General features: G+C 73.2%; 21 protein-coding genes and 1 pseudogene. 16 read left to right on the forward strand and 6 right to left on the reverse strand.

The window, feature by feature from the left end; genetic code table 11:
• Positions 1–77 precede the first annotated feature (77 nt).
• The 10 genes from ACQPWW_RS04000 (at position 78) to ACQPWW_RS04045 (ending at position 7,933) form a co-directional block, all read left to right on the forward strand.
• On the forward strand, positions 78–611 hold the full coding sequence (locus ACQPWW_RS04000) for a hypothetical protein (protein ID WP_433129237.1): 534 nt from the start codon (positions 78–80) through the stop codon (positions 609–611).
• Between the two features lie 52 nt (positions 612–663).
• Positions 664–1,287, forward strand: coding sequence for a TrmH family RNA methyltransferase (locus ACQPWW_RS04005; RefSeq protein WP_433129239.1), 624 nt, complete (start codon positions 664–666; stop codon positions 1,285–1,287).
• A 125-nt stretch (positions 1,288–1,412) separates the two neighbouring features.
• A complete protein-coding gene (locus ACQPWW_RS04010) occupies positions 1,413–2,045 on the forward strand; it encodes a DUF6758 family protein (protein WP_433129241.1) in 633 nt (210 codons plus the stop codon).
• A gap of 116 nt (positions 2,046–2,161) precedes the next feature.
• Entirely contained in the window at positions 2,162–2,320 is a 159-nt protein-coding gene (locus ACQPWW_RS04015) for a hypothetical protein (RefSeq protein WP_007455302.1), read from the forward strand.
• Positions 2,321–2,326: 6 nt separating this feature from the next.
• Positions 2,327–3,202, forward strand: a complete 876-nt coding sequence (locus ACQPWW_RS04020) for a PH domain-containing protein (protein WP_357241182.1) — start codon at positions 2,327–2,329, stop codon at positions 3,200–3,202.
• A gap of 104 nt (positions 3,203–3,306) precedes the next feature.
• Positions 3,307–4,122 (forward strand): SigE family RNA polymerase sigma factor, encoded by an 816-nt coding sequence (locus tag ACQPWW_RS04025; protein WP_433129245.1) that lies wholly within the window; start codon positions 3,307–3,309, stop codon positions 4,120–4,122.
• Between the two features lie 83 nt (positions 4,123–4,205).
• Positions 4,206–5,378 carry a hypothetical protein gene (locus tag ACQPWW_RS04030; protein WP_433129247.1) on the forward strand — a complete coding sequence of 391 codons (1,173 nt, stop codon included), beginning with the start codon at positions 4,206–4,208 and terminating at the stop codon, positions 5,376–5,378.
• A gap of 61 nt (positions 5,379–5,439) precedes the next feature.
• Positions 5,440–6,312 (forward strand): PHP domain-containing protein, encoded by an 873-nt coding sequence (locus ACQPWW_RS04035; protein WP_433129249.1) that lies wholly within the window; start codon positions 5,440–5,442, stop codon positions 6,310–6,312.
• Between the two features lie 41 nt (positions 6,313–6,353).
• Positions 6,354–6,968 carry a MarC family protein gene (locus tag ACQPWW_RS04040; protein WP_433129251.1) on the forward strand — a complete coding sequence of 205 codons (615 nt, stop codon included), beginning with the start codon at positions 6,354–6,356 and terminating at the stop codon, positions 6,966–6,968.
• 44 nt (positions 6,969–7,012) lie between these two features.
• Positions 7,013–7,933 (forward strand): RecB family exonuclease, encoded by a 921-nt coding sequence (locus tag ACQPWW_RS04045; RefSeq protein WP_433129253.1) that lies wholly within the window; start codon positions 7,013–7,015, stop codon positions 7,931–7,933.
• 18 nt (positions 7,934–7,951) lie between these two features.
• On the opposite strand, the gene ACQPWW_RS04050 is transcribed toward ACQPWW_RS04045, so the two are convergent.
• Both ACQPWW_RS04050 and ACQPWW_RS04055 read right to left on the reverse strand, forming a co-directional pair.
• Positions 7,952–8,815, reverse strand: coding sequence for an oxygenase MpaB family protein (locus ACQPWW_RS04050; protein WP_433129255.1), 864 nt, complete (start codon positions 8,813–8,815; stop codon positions 7,952–7,954).
• A gap of 60 nt (positions 8,816–8,875) precedes the next feature.
• Positions 8,876–9,304 carry a Fur family transcriptional regulator gene (locus ACQPWW_RS04055; protein ID WP_433129257.1) on the reverse strand — a complete coding sequence of 143 codons (429 nt, stop codon included), beginning with the start codon at positions 9,302–9,304 and terminating at the stop codon, positions 8,876–8,878.
• 203 nt (positions 9,305–9,507) lie between these two features.
• On the opposite strand from ACQPWW_RS04055, the gene ACQPWW_RS04060 reads away from it, so the two are divergent.
• Positions 9,508–9,990 carry a DUF2231 domain-containing protein gene (locus ACQPWW_RS04060; RefSeq protein WP_433129259.1) on the forward strand — a complete coding sequence of 161 codons (483 nt, stop codon included), beginning with the start codon at positions 9,508–9,510 and terminating at the stop codon, positions 9,988–9,990.
• 16 nt (positions 9,991–10,006) lie between these two features.
• On the opposite strand, the gene ACQPWW_RS04065 is transcribed toward ACQPWW_RS04060, so the two are convergent.
• A complete protein-coding gene (locus ACQPWW_RS04065) occupies positions 10,007–10,339 on the reverse strand; it encodes a hypothetical protein (RefSeq protein ID WP_433129260.1) in 333 nt (110 codons plus the stop codon).
• Positions 10,340–10,444: 105 nt separating this feature from the next.
• Here ACQPWW_RS04065 and ACQPWW_RS04070 point away from each other — a divergent pair, with 105 nt between their 5' ends.
• Positions 10,445–10,624, forward strand: a complete 180-nt coding sequence (locus ACQPWW_RS04070) for a hypothetical protein (protein ID WP_433129262.1) — start codon at positions 10,445–10,447, stop codon at positions 10,622–10,624.
• Between the two features lie 29 nt (positions 10,625–10,653).
• Here ACQPWW_RS04070 and ACQPWW_RS04075 read toward each other — a convergent pair whose 3' ends face one another.
• Positions 10,654–11,193 carry a flagellar biosynthesis protein FlgA gene (locus ACQPWW_RS04075; protein WP_433129264.1) on the reverse strand — a complete coding sequence of 180 codons (540 nt, stop codon included), beginning with the start codon at positions 11,191–11,193 and terminating at the stop codon, positions 10,654–10,656.
• A gap of 243 nt (positions 11,194–11,436) precedes the next feature.
• On the opposite strand from ACQPWW_RS04075, the gene ACQPWW_RS04080 reads away from it, so the two are divergent.
• Entirely contained in the window at positions 11,437–11,739 is a 303-nt protein-coding gene (locus tag ACQPWW_RS04080; protein WP_433134782.1) for a hypothetical protein, read from the forward strand.
• A gap of 62 nt (positions 11,740–11,801) precedes the next feature.
• On the opposite strand, the pseudogene ACQPWW_RS04085 reads toward ACQPWW_RS04080, so the two are convergent.
• Together ACQPWW_RS04085 and ACQPWW_RS04090 are read right to left on the reverse strand one after the other, a co-directional pair.
• A pseudogene (locus tag ACQPWW_RS04085) lies at positions 11,802–11,960 on the reverse strand (FmdB family zinc ribbon protein); the annotation flags it as partial.
• A complete protein-coding gene (locus ACQPWW_RS04090; protein ID WP_433129267.1) occupies positions 11,957–12,634 on the reverse strand; it encodes a 5-formyltetrahydrofolate cyclo-ligase in 678 nt (225 codons plus the stop codon). The pseudogene ACQPWW_RS04085 and the gene ACQPWW_RS04090, both read right to left, overlap by 4 nt.
• 85 nt (positions 12,635–12,719) lie before the next feature.
• Between ACQPWW_RS04090 and ACQPWW_RS04095 the strand changes: the two genes are divergently transcribed.
• The 3 genes from ACQPWW_RS04095 to ACQPWW_RS04105 are packed head-to-tail and all read left to right on the forward strand — an operon-like array spanning position 12,720 to position 17,311.
• Positions 12,720–15,029 carry a diguanylate cyclase gene (locus ACQPWW_RS04095; protein WP_433129269.1) on the forward strand — a complete coding sequence of 770 codons (2,310 nt, stop codon included), beginning with the start codon at positions 12,720–12,722 and terminating at the stop codon, positions 15,027–15,029.
• A gap of 9 nt (positions 15,030–15,038) precedes the next feature.
• The gene (locus ACQPWW_RS04100; RefSeq protein WP_433129271.1) at positions 15,039–16,001 is read left to right on the forward strand and encodes a UTP--glucose-1-phosphate uridylyltransferase; all 963 of its coding nucleotides are present in this window, start codon (positions 15,039–15,041) and stop codon (positions 15,999–16,001) included.
• Positions 15,998–17,311, forward strand: coding sequence for a molybdopterin molybdotransferase MoeA (locus ACQPWW_RS04105; protein ID WP_433129273.1), 1,314 nt, complete (start codon positions 15,998–16,000; stop codon positions 17,309–17,311). Before ACQPWW_RS04100 ends, ACQPWW_RS04105 begins: the two co-directional genes overlap by 4 nt.
• Positions 17,312–17,330: the final 19 nt, after the last annotated feature.

Genomic DNA, 17,330 nt, shown 5'->3' on the forward strand with positions numbered 1-17,330 from the left:
GCCGGCGCACTTCCCGGCCACCTCTCCCGACAGCCGGTTCTGTGGGGAAGGGGCGTTGCCCGGGTCGTGGGGGACATATGCTGACGCCGGAGGTTCCGATGAGCCACTCCGTCGCCGGAGAGCCGCCCTCTGCCGGCCGTCGAGCCGCACCCCTGACCACCGCCGTCTACTCCGCCGTCGAGTGGGATCTGCTCAGCAGCCTGCCCGGTCGGGTTCTCGTGGCCGCCGCGGCTCCCGCCCCTGGTCGCCCGGAACGGGGGGTCATGGCGGGTCTGGCCGGCCTGGATGCCGTGGCGGCGGGCCGAGCCTCCGACAGCGACCTGGTCCGTGCGGTGGTCGCCGCCATCTACGCCCGTCACGACGGCGCCTCCCCGCCCGAACGGCTCACCGACCTGGTGGACCTGCTGGCCGCCTGTCGGGCGGCGAGCCGCGTCCTCGGGCGGCGCGCCGACCCCGCCGATTCGGCCGCGTACCGCCAGTGGGTGCAGTCGGTCGCGGCCCGGGTCTGTCGCGCGGTGCCCGGCCCCGGCGAACGCCGGGTGGACCAACCCGCCGCCCCGGCGGACCGGCGCTTCCTGGACCGCCTCGGTGCCGCTCTCGGGTTGGGCTGACCGGCGGGCCGTCGCGTCGAGCGCCGGCACGGGTCCGTACCCTCTGATGACCGTGACCGACGACCAGCTTGAGGTGGGCGTGGGCCCCTGGCCGGGGGACCCGCCGGACGACAGTCGTTACGACCCGCGGTTGCTGGCGGAGGGGGACCGGCGCAACGTCGTCGACCGCTACCGCTACTGGCGGCACGAGGCGATCGTCGCCGACCTGGACCGGCACCGGCACGGCTTCCACGTCGCGATCGAGAACTGGCAGCACGACTTCAACATCGGCACGGTGGTCCGCAACGCCAACGCGTTCAACGCCGCCGAGGTGCACATCGTCGGGCGGCGTCGGTGGAACCGGCGCGGTGCCATGGTGACCGACCGCTACCAGCACGTACGGCACCACGAGACAATCGAGGAGTTCGTCGCCTGGGCGGCCGGTCGACGGCTGCCGGTGTTCGGCATCGACAATCTGCCCGGGTCGCTCCCGCTGGAGACCGGCGCCCTGCCCCGGGACTGTGTGCTGCTGTTCGGCCAGGAGGGGCCCGGTCTTTCCGAACCGGCCCGCGCCGCGTGCGACACGCTCTACTCCATCGCCCAGTACGGCTCGACGAGGTCGATCAACGCGGGCGTGGCCAGCGGGATCGCGATGCACGCCTGGATTCGTGCCCACGCCGGCGCGCCGCCGGACTGAGTCGCGCCCCGGTGCCGAATCGGACGTTCCGGCTTGACGTACCGCCGGTGGGGGGCGACGGTGGAGATGTGAGTGTCGCGGTGAGTTGTCCGAGATGCGGGGGCCCGGTACGGGCGCCGGATCTGATGCACACCGACTCGAGGTGTCTGCGGTGCGGCCCGGTGCCGCCGCTGCACGTGCCCGAGCACATCGGAGCGGAGATCGTCGCGAGCGTGGTGGAGCGGATCACCACGGCCGCGGATCCACCGGTGACGCCGCTGTGGTGCCCGTGGCCGCTGCCGGCCGGCTGGACGCTCACCGGCGTGGCGTACGCCGGGGACGAGCGGACGGGAGTCCGGGCGACAGCGGTGGCCTGCGCGGGCCCGGCGCCGCTCGGCGGTGGCCCGGCGGATCTGGTCTTCGTGGCCGAGGAGCCGGGCGTCGGTCTGGGTACCCGGCTCGCCGGACTGGCCGGCCCGGATCCGGGACCGCAGTTGGCCGGCGCGCTGACCGACCCGGGGCCAGGTCACCCCGACCATGTGGGCCAGGCCAAGATCCGGGTCGGTGGGCATCCAACTCCACTGTGGTTGGTGAATTCTCCGACGGATCGAAGCGCGTACGCCGGCGAGGCTCGGGGAATGTGGCTCCATGCGATAGCCTGGCCGGCGAGTGCGGGACATCTGCTCGCGGAGGACGTCGTGTTGCACGACCTTACCGAGTGGACTCCACCCGAGCTCGTGTACGGCGCACCGTCTCCGTATCTGTCCGGGAGGGCTTGACAAGCCTTCCGGATTGACGGAGAACGGACGCAGATATTCACTGTACGACACCACACTGATACTCTGGGTGCCGCTGCGGTAATGGGACCCGGCGCCGCGCGAGAGGATGGCCCGCCATGGTCAAGAAGGTCCTCACCTGGGCCGGAATCGCATTCTTGATCTTCTTCGTCGCCTACCGGCCAAACTCTGCGGCGGACGTGTTCAAGTCGCTCGGCGGCGGGATCATGGATATCGCCCAGGGTTTCGGCGACTTCTTCACCAGCCTCGTCGCTTAACCGCCGATGGGCAGCCCCTCCGGTCCACCCTTCGACCCGGACGACCCCGACCGGGAACGTCGCGAGCGAGACACCGAGCCGATCCCGCGGATCGGGCCTGATGACGGCCCGGACTACGGGGCCGGCCCCGGCCTGTCCGACGGTCCGTCCCTTTCGGACGACGTCGGCTACGGCGACGGGCCCGGCTACGCCGGCCAGGGCCGTTCGGGTCGAGCGTGGATTCGTGACCCGGAGGCCGGCTACCAGCAGCCGCAGATCTCCGAGGACGAGCTGGCCGGGTTGCGGGCCGACGCGACAGGTGCGACTCCTCGGCGGGTGCTGCCACTGGAGGACGAGCCCAGCTCGCTTGTCGCCCGCTACCTCTTCCCCACCGAGCGCTACCGGGGTGAGTGGAAGCGGCACTGGATCCACCTCACCAACCCGCTTCTCATCGGCGTCGCGGCGACCTTCGTGCTCGGCTATCTCTCCGGCTTCCTCGCCGGCAACGACGTGGGCGCGTTGACCACCATCGCCGTGCTGCTCTGGTTCGCGGTGATGGGGTGGGTGGCGTGGAAGGTCGCCGACTGGTGGTATGACCGTTTCATCCTGACCAACAAGCGGGTCATGGTGGTCAACGGCATCGTCACCCGCAAGGTGGCGATGATGCCGCTGGTCCGGGTCACCGACATGAAGTACGAGCAGACGCCGACAGGTCGCGCCCTCAACTACGGCACCTTCGTGCTGGAGTCCGCCGGCCAGGAGCAGGCGCTCCGCGAGGTCAAGAATCTGCCCAACCCGAACGAGCTCTACCTGCGTGTGGTCGAGGAGATGTACGAGCCGCAGGCGGTCGAGGCACGGCTCGGCAAGGAGGCCGACGAGGCCAAGGCCGACGACGGGGCGTGAAGGTTTCCGACCGAACATCGGAGCAAGTGCGCACCTTTCGTCATGGACCCGAATGCCTCTGACGTGGCACTCTGCCAGGACGGCCGGGGGCGTGGAGGTGGGCGGTGGCGAGCAGGGACCCGTTGGAGGAGCAGTTCCGCGAGTTCGTCGCGGCCCGCTCCGCCGCGCTTCTCCGCACCGCCTATCTGCTCTCCGGAGACTGGGCCACGGCCGAGGATCTGCTCCAGACCGCGCTGACCAAGACCTACCTCGCCTGGAAGCGGCTCGGGGGGATCGAGGCCGTCGAGTCGTACGCCCGGCGTGTGCTTGTCAACACGTCGACAAGTTGGTGGCGGCGACGCTGGCACGGTGAACGGCCCACCGAGGTGCTGCCCGAACGCGCCGGCGTCGACGAGATCTCGCAGCAACTCGACAGGGACCTGCTCTGGCGGCACCTCCGCGAGTTGCCCAACCGGCAGCGGGCGGTGCTGGTGCTCCGCTACTACGAGGACATGTCGGAGGCGCAGACCGCCGCGATGCTGGACATCTCACCGGGCACTGTGAAGAGCCAGTCGTCCCGAGCGCTGGCCACGCTGCGCCGTCGGATGGGCGCCGACGCACCGGACCTGACAGCCGCGGCCGGCACTGCCGGTCGGTCGGCTGCGGCTGGTCGGGCGGCCGGTGCCGGTGCTGCTGGTCGGTCGGCTGCTGCTGGCACTGCTGGTCGGTCGGCCGGTGCCGGCGTCGCGCGGCCGGGCGGCTCGGGTGCCCCGACCGGTCCGGTCCCGGCCGTCGGTGCCGCCGCTACTCCCCGAGGCCGGCAGTCGGCCGGCCGACCCGTGCCCCGTCCGGCCGCTCCGCGGCCGGTCGGCCCGCAGGTAGTGCTCCCCTCCGCTCCGGCGGCCGTGCCCGTCGGCACGGGCCCCGGAGAGCAGCAGTGAGCGTTTCCCCAGGCCAGCCCGACAACCTGACGGACGGCCCGCGGCGTTCTTACCAGGTGCCGCCTGATGAACTGGAAGGTGCGGTGCGGGAGACCCTCTCGCACCAGGTCGCCGTTGCCCGCCCACTGGGCATCGACCCGGCGGGCCAGGCCATCCGTCGCGCGAACCGGATCCGGCGTCGGCGTACCGCGGCCGGTCTCGCCATCGCGGCGGTCGCCACCGTCCTGCTCAGCGCTGGCATGGCACAGCTCGGCGCCGAGACCGGGCGCGATGGGGCACCCATCGTGGTGATCGGTGACCCGGACCCGTCCGGCCGGCCGATCCCGACGGCCAGCGTTCCCGGCACCAAACCCTCGCCCGGACCGTCGGCGGCTTTGCTCGGGAGCGAGACACTTGTCAGCGCCGACGGACGACGGCTGGTGCTGCCCGACATCGGGCCGGCCGAACATGCCCAACTCCTCCCCGACGGCGGCGGTTGGTTGGTGGTCAGTACGCAGACCACCGCGGGCCGTTCCCTGCGGGTGCTGCAGAACGACGGTCTGGCGCAGGTGCTGCTTGCCGGAGCGGGGACGATCGTCCTGGCGCCGGACAGCCGCCAGGTGGCCTGGCGGGACGGCGGCGATCTGCTGGTGGCCGGGGTGGTCGGCGGTCAGCTCATCGGTGCGGCGCGTACCGCGGTGCCCGCCGGCGCGGTGCCGATCCGGTTCGTCGGCGACAGCGTGCTGGTCCGACCCGACCCGGCGGGCGCCGGCCACATCCTGTGGCGTCCCGGCTCGGGGCCGTTGACCGAGGCCGTCGACCAGATGACCGTCAACGTCTACGGGGGGCTGCCCGATGGGCGGCTCGTCGGGCAGATCCTCACCGACCCGGGTCGGACCTGCCTGGCCGTGCTCGATCCGACCCGTCACCTGAACCCGGTCGAGACCGGCTGCGGGCCGGACCTCAGCCGGGACGGAGTCGGCGGGATCTCCCCGGACGGGAGGTGGCTGCTGGTGAACGGGCGGATCGGCAAGGCGAGTCAGGCGCTGCTTGTCGACCTGCGGCGGCTCGGGCCGAACCCGACCGCCGTCGCGGCCGGGCCGCCGATGACCGGCGCGATCGTCTGGATCGACGAGTCCCACGCCTCCTACCTCGACGCCGCCGGCGAGCTGGTCCGGGTCGACGTCGGCCGGGTGCGGGCAGGGGAACCCGCCAGCCCCGCCGCGGTGTCCGACGTGCCGGCCGGGGACCGGCCAGTCCTGGTCGCCCCCTTCTGACCCACGCGGTCGAGGTGACCTTCGTGAGTCGGGCTCGGTTGTTCCTCGGTAGCGTCGGACGGTGACCTCGCGTACCGGCTCCGCCCCGCGCATCGACCTGCACACCCACTCGACGGCCAGCGACGGCACGCTGCCCCCGGCTGAGCTGGTTCGCGCCGCCGCCGAGGCGGGGCTGGACGTGCTGGCGATCACCGACCACGACACCACCGCCGGCTGGGCGCCGGCCGTGCGGGCGCTGCCGCCGGGACTACGCCTGATCCGGGGGGCGGAGCTGTCCTGTCGGTGGTCCGGGACCCGGCCGGCGGTGCCGCTGCACCTGCTCGCGTACCTGTTCGACCCGGACCACCCGGAACTGGTGGCCGAGCTGGGCCGGGTGCGGGCCGCCCGGGAAGAGCGCGGCGAACGCATCGTCGGGCTGCTGCGCGCCGACGGCATCGAGGTGAGCTGGCCGGACATCCTGGCCGGTGCCGGCGGCGGCACAGTGGGCCGTCCGCACATCGCGCAGGCGTTGATCCAGGCCGGGCTGGTGGGCAGCACCCGGGAGGCGTTCGGCCCGGACTGGCTGGGCGAACGCTACCGGCTGCCCAAGGACGACATCGACGTGTTCCGGGCGATCCACCTGGTCCGGTCGGCCGGCGGCGTGCCGGTCTTCGCCCACCCCCGGGCCACCCGGCGCGGTCGGGTGGTGCCCGACGAGCTGATCGCCGAGCTGGCCCTCGCGGGGCTGGCCGGGCTTGAGGCCGACCACGAGGACCACAGCCCGGCCGAGCGGGAGCACGTGCGGGCGCTCGCCGCCGAGTTGGGCCTGTTCGTCACCGGCTCCTCGGACTTCCACGGCACCCACAAGACGGTCCAACTCGGGGCCTTCTCCACAAGCGCCGAGGCGTACGAACGGATCGTCGCCGCCGGGGTGACCGAGGTCGCTTCGGGCTGATCCGAGTATTTCGTCCACTGCGGCGCGGCTAGGTTGATCACGTGGATCTGAAGCTGTTCGGCGAGGTTTTCGTGACCCTGCTGGTGATCACTGACCCGCCGGGCATGATGCCGATCTTCCTGGCGTTGACCGGCCCGCTGCCCGCCCGCGACCGAAACCGGGCCGCCTGGCAGGCCGTCACGCTGGCGTTGGGCGTGATCGTGGTCTTCGCGGTGGCGGGGCAGACCCTGCTGGACTACCTGCACGTCGACCTACCGGCGTTGCAGGCGGCCGGTGGGCTGCTGCTCGTGCTCGTCGCCCTGGAGCTGCTCACCGGCAAGACCGACGGGCCGAGCTCGGAAGCCACCTCGAACATCGCCCTGGTGCCGCTGGGCACCCCGCTGCTGGCCGGTCCGGGGGCCATCGTGGCGACGATGCTCTTCGTCCAGCAGGCCCACGGGTGGGGCGACTTCACCGCCATCGCCGTGGCCATCCTCGCCGTGATGCTCGCGGTGTGGATCGTCCTCCGCTTCTCCGGCGGCATCGTGAAGATCCTCCGACCGGGCGGGATCGAGGTGCTGACCAGGATCGCCGGCCTCCTGCTGGCCGCGATCGCCGTCCAGCTCATCGCCGACGCGGTGTTCGCCTTCGTCACCCAGTACGTCAACATGACCTGACCGGCGTACGCGCGGTGTCGGGGGTGGGTGGCAGGATCGCAGGCGTGCGACGATCCTCCTCAGCGGGACGGCCCGCGGCCGGTGGCCGAGCTCCCCGACAGCGCGCCGGCGATGCCGAGCAGCTCGGCTTCGAGGGCATGCCGGAGCGCCTGTTCGTCTGCACACCGAGCAAACTCGGCGCGTACGCGGACTGCCCACGCCGCTACCGCTACTCCTACGTCGACCGACCGGCCCCGCCCAAGGGCCCGCCGTGGGCGCACAACTCGCTCGGCGCCAGCGTGCACACCGCACTGAAAAACTGGTATGCGCTGCCCGCCGACCGGCGTCGCCCCGAAGCCCTGGCCACCCTGCTCAAGGGCACCTGGGTCCGCGAGGGCTACCGCGACGACGAGCAGGAGCGGGCCGCCTACCGGCGGGCGCTGGGCTGGTTGGAGGCGTACGTCGAGACGCTGGAGGTCGACTCCGACCCGCTCGGCGTGGAGCGGGTGGTGGCGGTCAAGACCGCAGTGCTGGCGTTCAACGGTCGCACCGACCGGATCGACTCGCGTACCGGGCCGGACGGGCCCGAGCTGGTCATCGTCGACTACAAGACCGGTCGCACCGGGCTGGACGCCGACGACGCCCGGGGTTCGCAGGCGTTGGCGCTCTACGCGTACGCGGCCGAGCGGGTGTTCCGCCGGCCGTGCCGTCGGGTCGAGCTGCACCACCTGCCGACCGGCACTGTCGCCGGCCACGACCACACAGCCGAATCACTGGCCCGACAGTTGACCCGCGCGGAGGAGACGGCCCGCGACATCATGGCCGCCGAACGGGCGGTCGCGGACGGCGCCGACGCGGACGAGGCGTTCCCGGTGGCACCCGGCCCGCGCTGTGGCTGGTGCGACTTCCGGCGGCACTGCCCGACCGGAGCGCAGATGCCGGGCAAGGAGCCGTGGGCCGCCATGGACCGGCACACCGACGGCTGACCTCGATCGGCGGCCGGGTCAGCCGACCAGCGGGGTGGCCGCGTGACGCGCGGCCCGCTCCTTGGCGGCCTGGATCAACGGCCCCTCCAGATAGCGACGGGGCACGGTGGCGAACGCGAGCCGCAGCGCGCGCACTGTCAGGTCCGCCGACACCGCCGTGGTGGGCAGACCGAGCCCGCCGTACATCCGGTGCGCCCAGGCCGGCAGCAGTGCGAAGGCGGTGCCGGCGATTCCCAGGTACGCCCAGCGCGGCGGGCCGAGGGTGAGCCCCAACCGGGCCGGCAGGCTGAGCTTCCAGGGCAGCGGCGGGGCGGTGAGGAAGAGCGCCGTCTCGGCGGCCTCCCTGGTCATCCGCAACTGCGGCCGTACGGCGCGGTAATACTCCGTGACCTCGGCGGCGGTGCCCGGCACGGTGGCCGGGTCCAGGCCGACCAGAGCGGCCGAGCGGCGCTGCTCGGTGTAGTAGCCGTCCACCTCGTCGTCGGTGAGCGGCAGCCCGGCCCGCCGGGCCGTGTCGAGGAACGACTCGACCTCGGTGACGTGCACCCAGCGCAGCAGGTCCGGCTCGTCGATCCGGAACTCCTCTCCGGTGCGCGGGTCGGTGGCCCGCAGCCGGTCGTGCAGCCGGCGGAGCCGGGCGCCGGCCGCCTCCGCCTCGGCGGTGGTCCCGTAGACGGTGGTCGCGACATAGGTGGCGGTGCGGACCAGGCGGCCCCAGGCGTCGGTGCGGTAGTTGCTGTTCTGCGCGACCCCGGCCATCGCCCGGGGGTGCAACGCCTGGAGGTAGAGCGAGCGCAGGCCGGCGACGATCAGGATCGGCTCCTCGTGCACCTTCCACGTGACCGAACCCGGACCGAAGAGGCCGAGGTCATCGGAGTCCACCGCCCAAGAGTGCCACGCTCGGGCCGACCCCGTCGGGCACGTCCCGGCGGTGCCGTCGGGTCACACGTCGGCGGAGCGGCGCGCCCGGCAGGCCGGGCAGAGGCCCCAGAAGGTCACTTCCGCCTCGTCCACCTCGAACCCGTGCGACACGTTCGGCTCCAGACACGGTGCGCTGCCCACCGCGCAGTCGATGTCGGCGATCTCGCCGCAGCCCCGGCAGACCACGTGATGGTGGTTGTCGCCGACGCGTGCCTCGTAGCGGGCGGGACCGCCGGCCGGTTCGATCCGGCGGGACAACCCGGCCCGGGACAGCGCGCCCAGCACGTCGTACACCGCCTGGGTGGAGACCGAGTCGAGGCGTTCCCGGACGCGCCGGCTGATCTCGTCGACCTCCAGGTGGCCGCCGCCGGCCAGCACGTCGAGCACCGCGAGGCGGGGCCGCGTGACACGCAGGCCCTTCGATCGCAGCAGCTCCTCGGCGGTGGACATGCGCCAATGACAGCACGCGCGACCAGCATCGACAACCGTCGCCCGGCCCGGGTGGTCACCGACACAGACCGGGAAGATCGGGTCCACGGCCCGCGACGGTGAACCCGATCGGCGCGGCGCGCGTGTGACCGGTCGAGAGCCAGGGGACGGTCGGTGGACCGTACGCTGGCCCTCCCCTGACCGTGATCCACCTGGAGGGTTCGATGTTCGAGCAGATCCTGGGTCTACCGGGACACGTCCTGGTGGTCCACGCGGTCGTCGTGTTCGTGCCGCTGCTGGCGGTGCTGGCCATCGCCTACGTGGGGCTGCCGCGATGGCGGCACCGGCTGGACTGGGCCCTGGGCCTCCTCGCCGTGGTGGCGCCGGTGACCGCGTTCGTGGCCGTCAAATCGGGTGAGGTGTTCACCGACGCGCTCGTCGCCCGGGGCTTCCAGGGGCCGATCCTCGACCAGATCTTCGATCACTCCCGCTACGGCGACATCCTGTTCCGCATCGTGGTGCCGCTCGGGATCGTGGCCATCCTGCTGCTGGTGGCGACCAGTGGGCACCCCCGGGTGCCGCGGCTGCCGGCGCTTGTCGTCCCCGTGCTGGCGGTGGCGGTCGTGGCGCTGTCCATCGCCGCCCTCATCTACGTCTACCTGACCGGCCACAGCGGCGCCGAGGCCGTCTGGGGCACCACCCTCTGACCGCTCCGCTCGCCGCTCAGAAGATGATTCGCGAGCAGAGCAGGCAGACCACGACCACCAGCACCACGGCGGCCGCCACACCGAAGCCGTAGGTGACCCGCTGCGAACGCTGCTCAGCCACGTCCAGCGCGGCCATGTCCTGCGGCGGCAGCCGTCGTGGTGGTGCCGGCTGCAGGTGTACGGGGGGACGCCAACCGGTCGGCGGCGGCACGCTCGGCGGTGGGCCGGCATAGCCGCTCGCGGGGGTGTTCGTGGACGTGGCGGGAGGCTGATGCGTCACCGATTCGTCGCCGGGGCCGGGCCGTCGCCAGTAGTCGTCCGGGGTGCTGCCACCGCTGGGGGTCGTCACGCCGTCCGACGCTACCAACGCGGCCGGCGGCCCGTCCGCTTCTGCACGACGCGCCACCGTCGGCGGCCGGTCCGCTGCCCCTCCGCTGCGCTAGTCTTGCCGTTCGTGAGCACCATGGACCCCGGCATCCAGGCCGCGCCCGACGACGACCGCACCGTCGACCTGAGCGAAGACTTCGTGGTGCTGCCCGAGCAGACCTCGGACGACACCGACCGGGGCTGGGGCGAGCGGGCGAGCGGCAACGACGACTGGCTGCTCGCCGAACGTCCTCCGCACTGGGACTGACGCCGAACGCAGCCGGCTCCCGTCGCGGTTCAGTCGCCGACGACAATGGCGAGGCGGGTGCCCTCCGGGACCCCGACAGCGCCGCTCGGCAGCGCCGGTGGCCTCGCCGTGCCGCTGCCGGTGGGCGTGCCGGGTCCGGCGGTTGTGCCGCTGCCGGTGGGCGTGCCGGGTCCGGCGGTTGTGCCGCCGCCGGTGGGCGTGCCGGGTTCGGTGCTGGTGCCGGTCGGTGGTGGACCGATGGTTCCGCTGCCGTCGGTGCGGGCTGCTCCGCCGCTGTCGTCGGTGGGGACTGCCTCGTCACTCGCGTCGGTGGGGCCTGCCTTGCCGTTGTCGTCCGGTCCGCCGGGGGTGCTCGGAGTGCCGTCGGTGGCCGGCCGGGACGTGGCGGTAGCTCCCGTCGGCCCCGGGGAGGGCGCGGGGGGTGGCGGGCAGCCGGTCGGGGTGTGCAGGACGGCGGCGGCCAGGCCGAGGAGAGCGGCGACCAGACCGGCCCGGAGCAGGGTGGGCCCGCCGGGCAGGGTGGGTCGGCGCAGCGGACGTAACGCCCGCGCGGAGTCCGGATCGCGCATCGCCTCTGTCGCCTCCCGCCCCTGGGGTGTCGCAGTGACATCCCGTGGGCGGCAGACTAGGCGGCTCAAGACCTGGTCAGCCGGCCGTTCGTCGGCGCCTGTGGATAACCGGACGGCCTGTGGACAACCCCCGCCTGCCGGCCTGATCTGCTAGCGGACGGACCTGCCGAAGCCCCGCAGCCCGCTGATCGACTCGGGGTCACGGAAGCCGGGGTATCCCGCCAGCGGGAACGGGCCGATTCCGTGAACCCGAGTGGATCAAGACCGAGCGAGTCGGCGCTGGCGGATCAGGACGCGGAGCTGGCCGCCGGGGCCTTGCCGCCGCTCGACCCGCCGGACGAGGACGAGCCCGACGACGAGCCCGACGACCCGGACGACCCGGACGAACCCGACGACGAGGACGAACCCGACGAGGACGCGCCGGACGAGGACGACCCGGACGACCCGGAGTCTCCACCCGAGGACGATGACTCGGACTTACCGGGCTTGCTGGTCGTGCCGCCGGCCGTCGCCTCGGAGCCGGACGCCCGCGAGTCGGTGCGGTAGAAGCCCGAACCCTTGAAGACGATGCCGACCGAGTTGAAGACCTTGCGCAGCCGCCCCTGACACGCCGGGCACTCGGTCAGCGGCTCGTCAGAGAAGGACTGCACCGCCTCGAGCTGGTGACCGCACGTGGTGCAGGCGTACTGGTACGTGGGCACGTTCTCCTCCGGATCTGGGCTCAGCCAGTTGGCACTCGACGTATACGAGTGCCAATGGTGCGTCATTCGCCCCGGGTTCGTCCAGCGGACGTGTGGGGCGCGACACCGTGCGGCGCACCCGGGCCGGCGTCAAGGGTACGCATCCCGTCGGCGGGGGTGACGACCGCGCGGACACGACGGTCGTGCGGTTCGGCCGGCAGCGCCTCGACCAGCTCACCGTCGTGCAGCGGCACCACCGTCAGCGTCGCCTCGGGCACCCGGGCGAGTGCCCGGTCGTACGAGCCGCCGCCGCGTCCGAGCCGCCGGCCGACGCGGTCGACGGCGAGAGCCGGTACGAGCACCAGGTCCGCCTCCGCCACGGCGGCCACCCCCAGCCGGGCGCCGGCCGGCTCTCGGATACCCCGACCCGCGGCGATCAAGGCTTCCGCCCCGGTATACGCCGCCCAGTCCAGATCCAGGTCGCTGAGGAGGACCGGCAGCAGCAACTCGGCGTCCGCCGGTAAGGCCGCGCGCAGCACCTCCGGCAGGTCCGCGCCGCCCGGTTCGGAGCCGACCGGGACGTACGCCGTCATCCGGCGCGGGCGCAGCCGGCGTACCAGCGTGACCAGCTCGGCCTGCACGCGCCCGGCGGCGACGGCCCGGGTGGGGCCGCTCAGCGACCGGCGGCGGGCGAGCAGCTCGACGCGGGCGTCGCGCTTCGCCAACCGGGTCACTTCCGCTTCATCAGAAAATTCCGCCACGCAACACTCCTGACGCAACGCCTCTCTCACGGTTGCACTGTGTCAGCATCGCAAGCAACGGAGGCGGAACTTCCGGGGGGACCGAGTGACGCTACGCGGGCGGTTGACGACAGCCTTCCTCGTGGTGGTGCTCGGGCCGGTCCTGCTCGGCACGCTCTTCGTCGCCTCCACCGTCAGCGCCGTCGACCGCAGCCGCTCCACCGAGCGCCTGGCGGTGGCGGCGTCCACGGTGCGTACCTCGGTCGACGCGCTCTGCCAGCAGCTACGCGCCACCGCCGACGTGGTGGCCCTCACCGCCGATCCGGCCGTCGCCGCCGCCCAACTGATCGGCCGGGGCCTGGTCGCCGCGGTGCTGATCACCGACGTGCGGGGCGAGGTCACCTACGTTTCGCCCGGGGCGCCGTCGACACCGTGGCGGGACTGCTCCGGCCCGAGCACGGACACGACAGGTCCGGTCCGCGCGCTGGCCGCCCACGTCGACCTCCGCGACCGCGGCGGCGCGCTGCTGGGCACGGTGACCGCCGCGCAACGTGTCGACCCGGACTTCGTGGCCCGGCTGGCGGCGGTGACCGGGGTGGCGGTCACCCTGCTGGACAGCGGGGCCAGCGCCGCCCGGGTCGCCCACACGACCGAGTCCCGCGAGGTACGCGACGCGGTGCTGGCCGCCGCGAGCGCCGCCGACGGTGAGCGGGTGACCGAGACCAGCCAGGGCCGGTACGTGCGAAGGATCGGGCCGTCCGACGCGCAGCCGCTGCCGCTTGTCGTCTCCGTGCCCAGCGAGCGCCCGGCGGGGCTGCACGCCACGCTGATCGGGGTGGTCGTGGTGGCCGCGTTGCTCGCCGTACTGACCGCCTGGCGGCTGGCCCGGATGACCACCCGACCGCTCATGGAGTTGGCCGGCGCGGTCGACCGGGTGGCCCACGGCGACCTGACCGCCCGGGTGCCGGTCCGCAGCCGCGACGAGCTGGGCCGGCTGGCCGCCGCGTTCAACCGGATGACCCGGGAGACGGGGGCCTACGTGGCGGCGCTGACCAGCAACCGCGACCAGCTCCGCGGTCACCTCGCGGTGCTCGGCGACACCCTGGCCAGCACGCACGACCTGCAACGCATCCTGCGGGTGATCCTGCACAGCGCCATCGGCGCCACCGGCGCGCGGGCCGGCGCCGTGCTGCTCGTGGAGACCGGCGGGATGCTCGTCGCACAGTGCACCGAGGGGCTGGACGGGCGCTGGCCGGAGGTGGGCGGGGACGGGTCGCCGACGCTTCGGGTGCCGGTCGGGGTCGGTGTGGTCGGCGCCGTCGCCGCCACCGGGGAACCGCAGCGGGGGAGGGCGGAACCGACCGACGCCCCGTCCATCGAGCCACGCTGCCGCACGTACGTGGCGGTCCCGTTCGCCACCCCCGGCTCGGCCGCGGCCACCCTCAGCGGATCCTCCGATGAGGCCGGCGTGGCCGCGGCGCTCGGCGTGCTGGCTCTCTACGACCGTCTGGGCGCCGACGAGTTCGACGACGACGACCTGGTCACCCTGCGAACCTTCGCCGGACACGCGGCGGTCGCGGTCGACAACGTCCGGGTGCACGAGGAGGCCCAACGGCTCTCCCTCACCGACCCGCTCACCGGGCTGTGGAACTACCGCTACCTGCGCGAGTCGATCCGGCGGGAGGTGGAACGCGCCAGTCGCTTCGGGCGGATGCTCAGCGTCCTCGCCCTGGACCTCGACCGGTTCAAGGACGTCAACGACACGTACGGGCACGCCGCGGGGGACACCGTGCTTGCCGAGTTCGCCCGGCGGGTGCGCGGCGAGATCCGCGAGGTCGACCTGGCCTTCCGGCAGGGCGGTGAGGAGTTCGTGCTGCTGCTGCCGGAGACCGACGCGCGGGGCGCGGCGATAGTGGCCGAGCGGCTCGGCGCGGCGGTCCGCGAGACGCCGATTGCCGTGGAGGCGTACGCCGGGCCGGTGGTGGTGACGGTGTCGGTGGGCATCGCCGTCTACCCGGACAACGGCACCACCGGGCGGGAGGTGCTGGAAGCCGCCGACGACGCGCTCTACGCGGCCAAGGCGGCCGGCCGCGACACCTACCGGGTCGCCGAGGTACGCCCGGACGTGGCCACGCGGGAGATACCGGTGCTCGCGGGCGTCGTGAGCCCACCCGACGGGCTGCCGCGCGCCGGCCAGCCGGCGCAGGTCAACCGGGAGCCGGGCGGGCCCGCCCGGTCGGAGCCGGCAGTGGGCGTACCGGAAGGGTCGCCGGCGCACGCGTGGCCCGAGCCGGCCGACGACCCGGCGGACATCGACGCCGATGCGGCCCGGGCGGGCCCGGACGCGGCGCGGCCGGGGTCGGGTGGCGGCGCGTCTTCTGGGCCACACCCGCCGCGGCAGAGCCGTGGCCGATAGTCTCGCGGCATGTCGGAGCACTCAGCGAACCCCTCATCGGCGGCCGCCGCAACCGGCCGTCCCCTGGCGGTCAAGGCCGTCATCCCGGCCGCCGGACTTGCCACCCGGTTCCTGCCGGCCACCAAGGCGGTGCCCAAGGAGTTGCTGCCGGTGGTGGACCGGCCGGTGTTGCAGTACATCGTCGAGGAGGCCACCCAGGCTGGCATCGGTGACGTGTTGCTGATCACCGGTCGGGGTAAGACATCGATGGTGGACCACTTCGATCGTCGTCCGGACCTGGAGACCAGGCTGGAGGAGAAGGGCGACACCGAGCGGCTGGCCGCCGTGCGTCGGCCCAGCGAGCTGGCCGAGATCTACACAGTGCGGCAGCCCGAGCAACTCGGGCTGGGCCACGCCGTCGGGTACGCCGAGTCGCACGTCGGCGACCAGCCCTTCGCGGTGCTGCTCGGCGACGAGTTCGTCAAGCCGTCGGAGCCGCTGCTGCCGGCGATGCTGGAGTTGCAGGCCCGCACCGGCGGTGTGGTGCTCGCCTTCTTCGAGGTCGACCCGGCCGAGACCAAGCGGTACGGCATCGCCTCCGTCGAGCCCGCCGAGGCGGAGCTGACCGACATCGGTGAGGTCGTCAAGGTGACCGGGATGGTGGAGAAGCCGCAGCCCGAGGACGCGCCGAGCAACCTCGCGGTGCTGGGTCGGTACGTGCTGCCCGGCAAGATTTTCGACGCGATCCGCCGGACCAAGCCGGGCAGCGGCGGCGAGATCCAGCTGACCGACGCCATGGAGTTGCTGCGCACCGAGGGCACACCGGTGCACGCGATCGTCTACCGGGGCACCCGTTACGACACCGGCATGCCGCTGGGCTACCTCCAGACGGTCGTGCAGATCGCCGCCGAGCGCGAGGATCTGGGCACCGAGTTCCGGTCCTGGCTTGCCGACTTCGTCAAGGCCGACGCGGCAGGCGGATCTGGTACATGACAGCGACGGCCGACGCCGAGGCGGCCGCGAACGAGTTGACGCCGCTCGCCGACTACCTGGGCAGCGTGCTGCGCAGGTTGCGCGCGCTGCCGCCACTCGACCTCGATCTCACCCAGGCGCACGGCAACGTCCTCGCCGAGGACGTCGTCGCGCCGCACTCCTTCCCGGCCTTCGACCAGGCGGCCGTGGACGGGTATGCGGCCCGCTGGGAGGACATTTCCGGAGGGGGCCGGGGCCCGAGCTACGTCCCGGCCCCCTCCGGCACGCCCGGCGGGCGGACCATCCGGCTCAACGTCGTCGGCGATCTGGGGGCGGCGAGCTGGCGGCCGGTGCGACTCACCCCGGGCTCGTGCTTCTCGGTGGCGGCCGGGGCGCCGCTGCCGGTCGCCGCCGACGTGGTGGTCCCGGTGGAGTGGACCGACCAGGGCATGGCCGCGGTGGAGATCTTCCGCACCCCCAAACGGGGGTACGGGGTCCGCCGCGCCGGCACCGAACTGCCCGCCGGCACCCTGCTCGCCCGCGCCGGCACGTACGTCTCCCCGGCCCTGGTCGCGGTCTTCGCGGCCACCGGCATCGGGCACGTGGTGGTCCGGCCCAGCCCACGGGTGGTCATCGTGGCCACCGGCGACGAACTTGTCGACGTGGGTCGGGGCAGCCAGCCGGGGCAGGTGGTGGACGCGAACTCGCACGCGCTGACCGCCGCCGCCGCCGAGGTGGGCGCACTGGCGTACCGGGTGGGGATCTGCGACGACGACCCGGAGGGGCTGCGCGGGCTGCTGGAGGACCAGACCCTGCGCGCCGACCTCATCATCACCACCGGGGGCACCGGCACCGGCCCCGGAGACATGGTGCGCCGGATCCTGTCCCGCCGCGAGGGCGGCCGGGCCGGGCCTGTCACGTTCACCGACGTGGCGCTCTATCCCGGCACCGCGCTCGGGTTCGGCACTGTCGGCGCCGAGGAGGTGCCGGTGGTCTGCCTTCCCGGCGACCCGGGTGCCGCGCTGATCGGGTTCGAGGTGCTGGCCCGTCCCGCCATCCAACTGCTCGCCGGCGCCGAGCCGGTGTTCCGCCCCAGCGTGCGGGCGCACCTGCTGGAGACCGTGTCGTCCCCGGCGGGGTTGCGCGAGTTCCGGCCGGCGCACGTCGCCGAGCGGCGTGGGGGCGGGTACACGGTGCAGCCGCTCAGGGGTGGGCCGTTCACCCTCTCCGGGCTGGCCGAGGCGAACGGGCTGCTGGTGCTCGGTGAACGGGTCACCACCGCCGCAGCCGGCTCCACAGTGGACGTCCTGCTGCTGGACCGTCGCCGGTGACGGCTCTCCGGCCGAACCG

The organism is Micromonospora sp. CA-240977 (assembly GCF_050942285.1).
Lineage (GTDB): Bacteria > Actinomycetota > Actinomycetes > Mycobacteriales > Micromonosporaceae > Micromonospora.

Bases quoted from the DNA above. Each gene is read 5' to 3' on its own strand.
- ACQPWW_RS04000 (WP_433129237.1), top strand. From the start codon at position 78: ATGCTGACGCCGGAGGTTCCGATGAGCCACTCCGTCGCCGGAGAGCCG.
- ACQPWW_RS04055 (WP_433129257.1), bottom strand. From the start codon at position 9,304: ATGTCCACCGCCGAGGAGCTGCTGCGATCGAAGGGCCTGCGTGTCACG.
- ACQPWW_RS04015 (WP_007455302.1), top strand. From the start codon at position 2,162: ATGGTCAAGAAGGTCCTCACCTGGGCCGGAATCGCATTCTTGATCTTC.
- ACQPWW_RS04060 (WP_433129259.1), top strand. From the start codon at position 9,508: ATGTTCGAGCAGATCCTGGGTCTACCGGGACACGTCCTGGTGGTCCAC.
- ACQPWW_RS04010 (WP_433129241.1), top strand. From the start codon at position 1,413: ATGCACACCGACTCGAGGTGTCTGCGGTGCGGCCCGGTGCCGCCGCTG.
- ACQPWW_RS04105 (WP_433129273.1), top strand. From the start codon at position 15,998: ATGACAGCGACGGCCGACGCCGAGGCGGCCGCGAACGAGTTGACGCCG.
- ACQPWW_RS04020 (WP_357241182.1), top strand. From the start codon at position 2,327: ATGGGCAGCCCCTCCGGTCCACCCTTCGACCCGGACGACCCCGACCGG.
- ACQPWW_RS04100 (WP_433129271.1), top strand. From the start codon at position 15,039: ATGTCGGAGCACTCAGCGAACCCCTCATCGGCGGCCGCCGCAACCGGC.
- ACQPWW_RS04075 (WP_433129264.1), bottom strand. From the start codon at position 11,193: ATGCGCGATCCGGACTCCGCGCGGGCGTTACGTCCGCTGCGCCGACCC.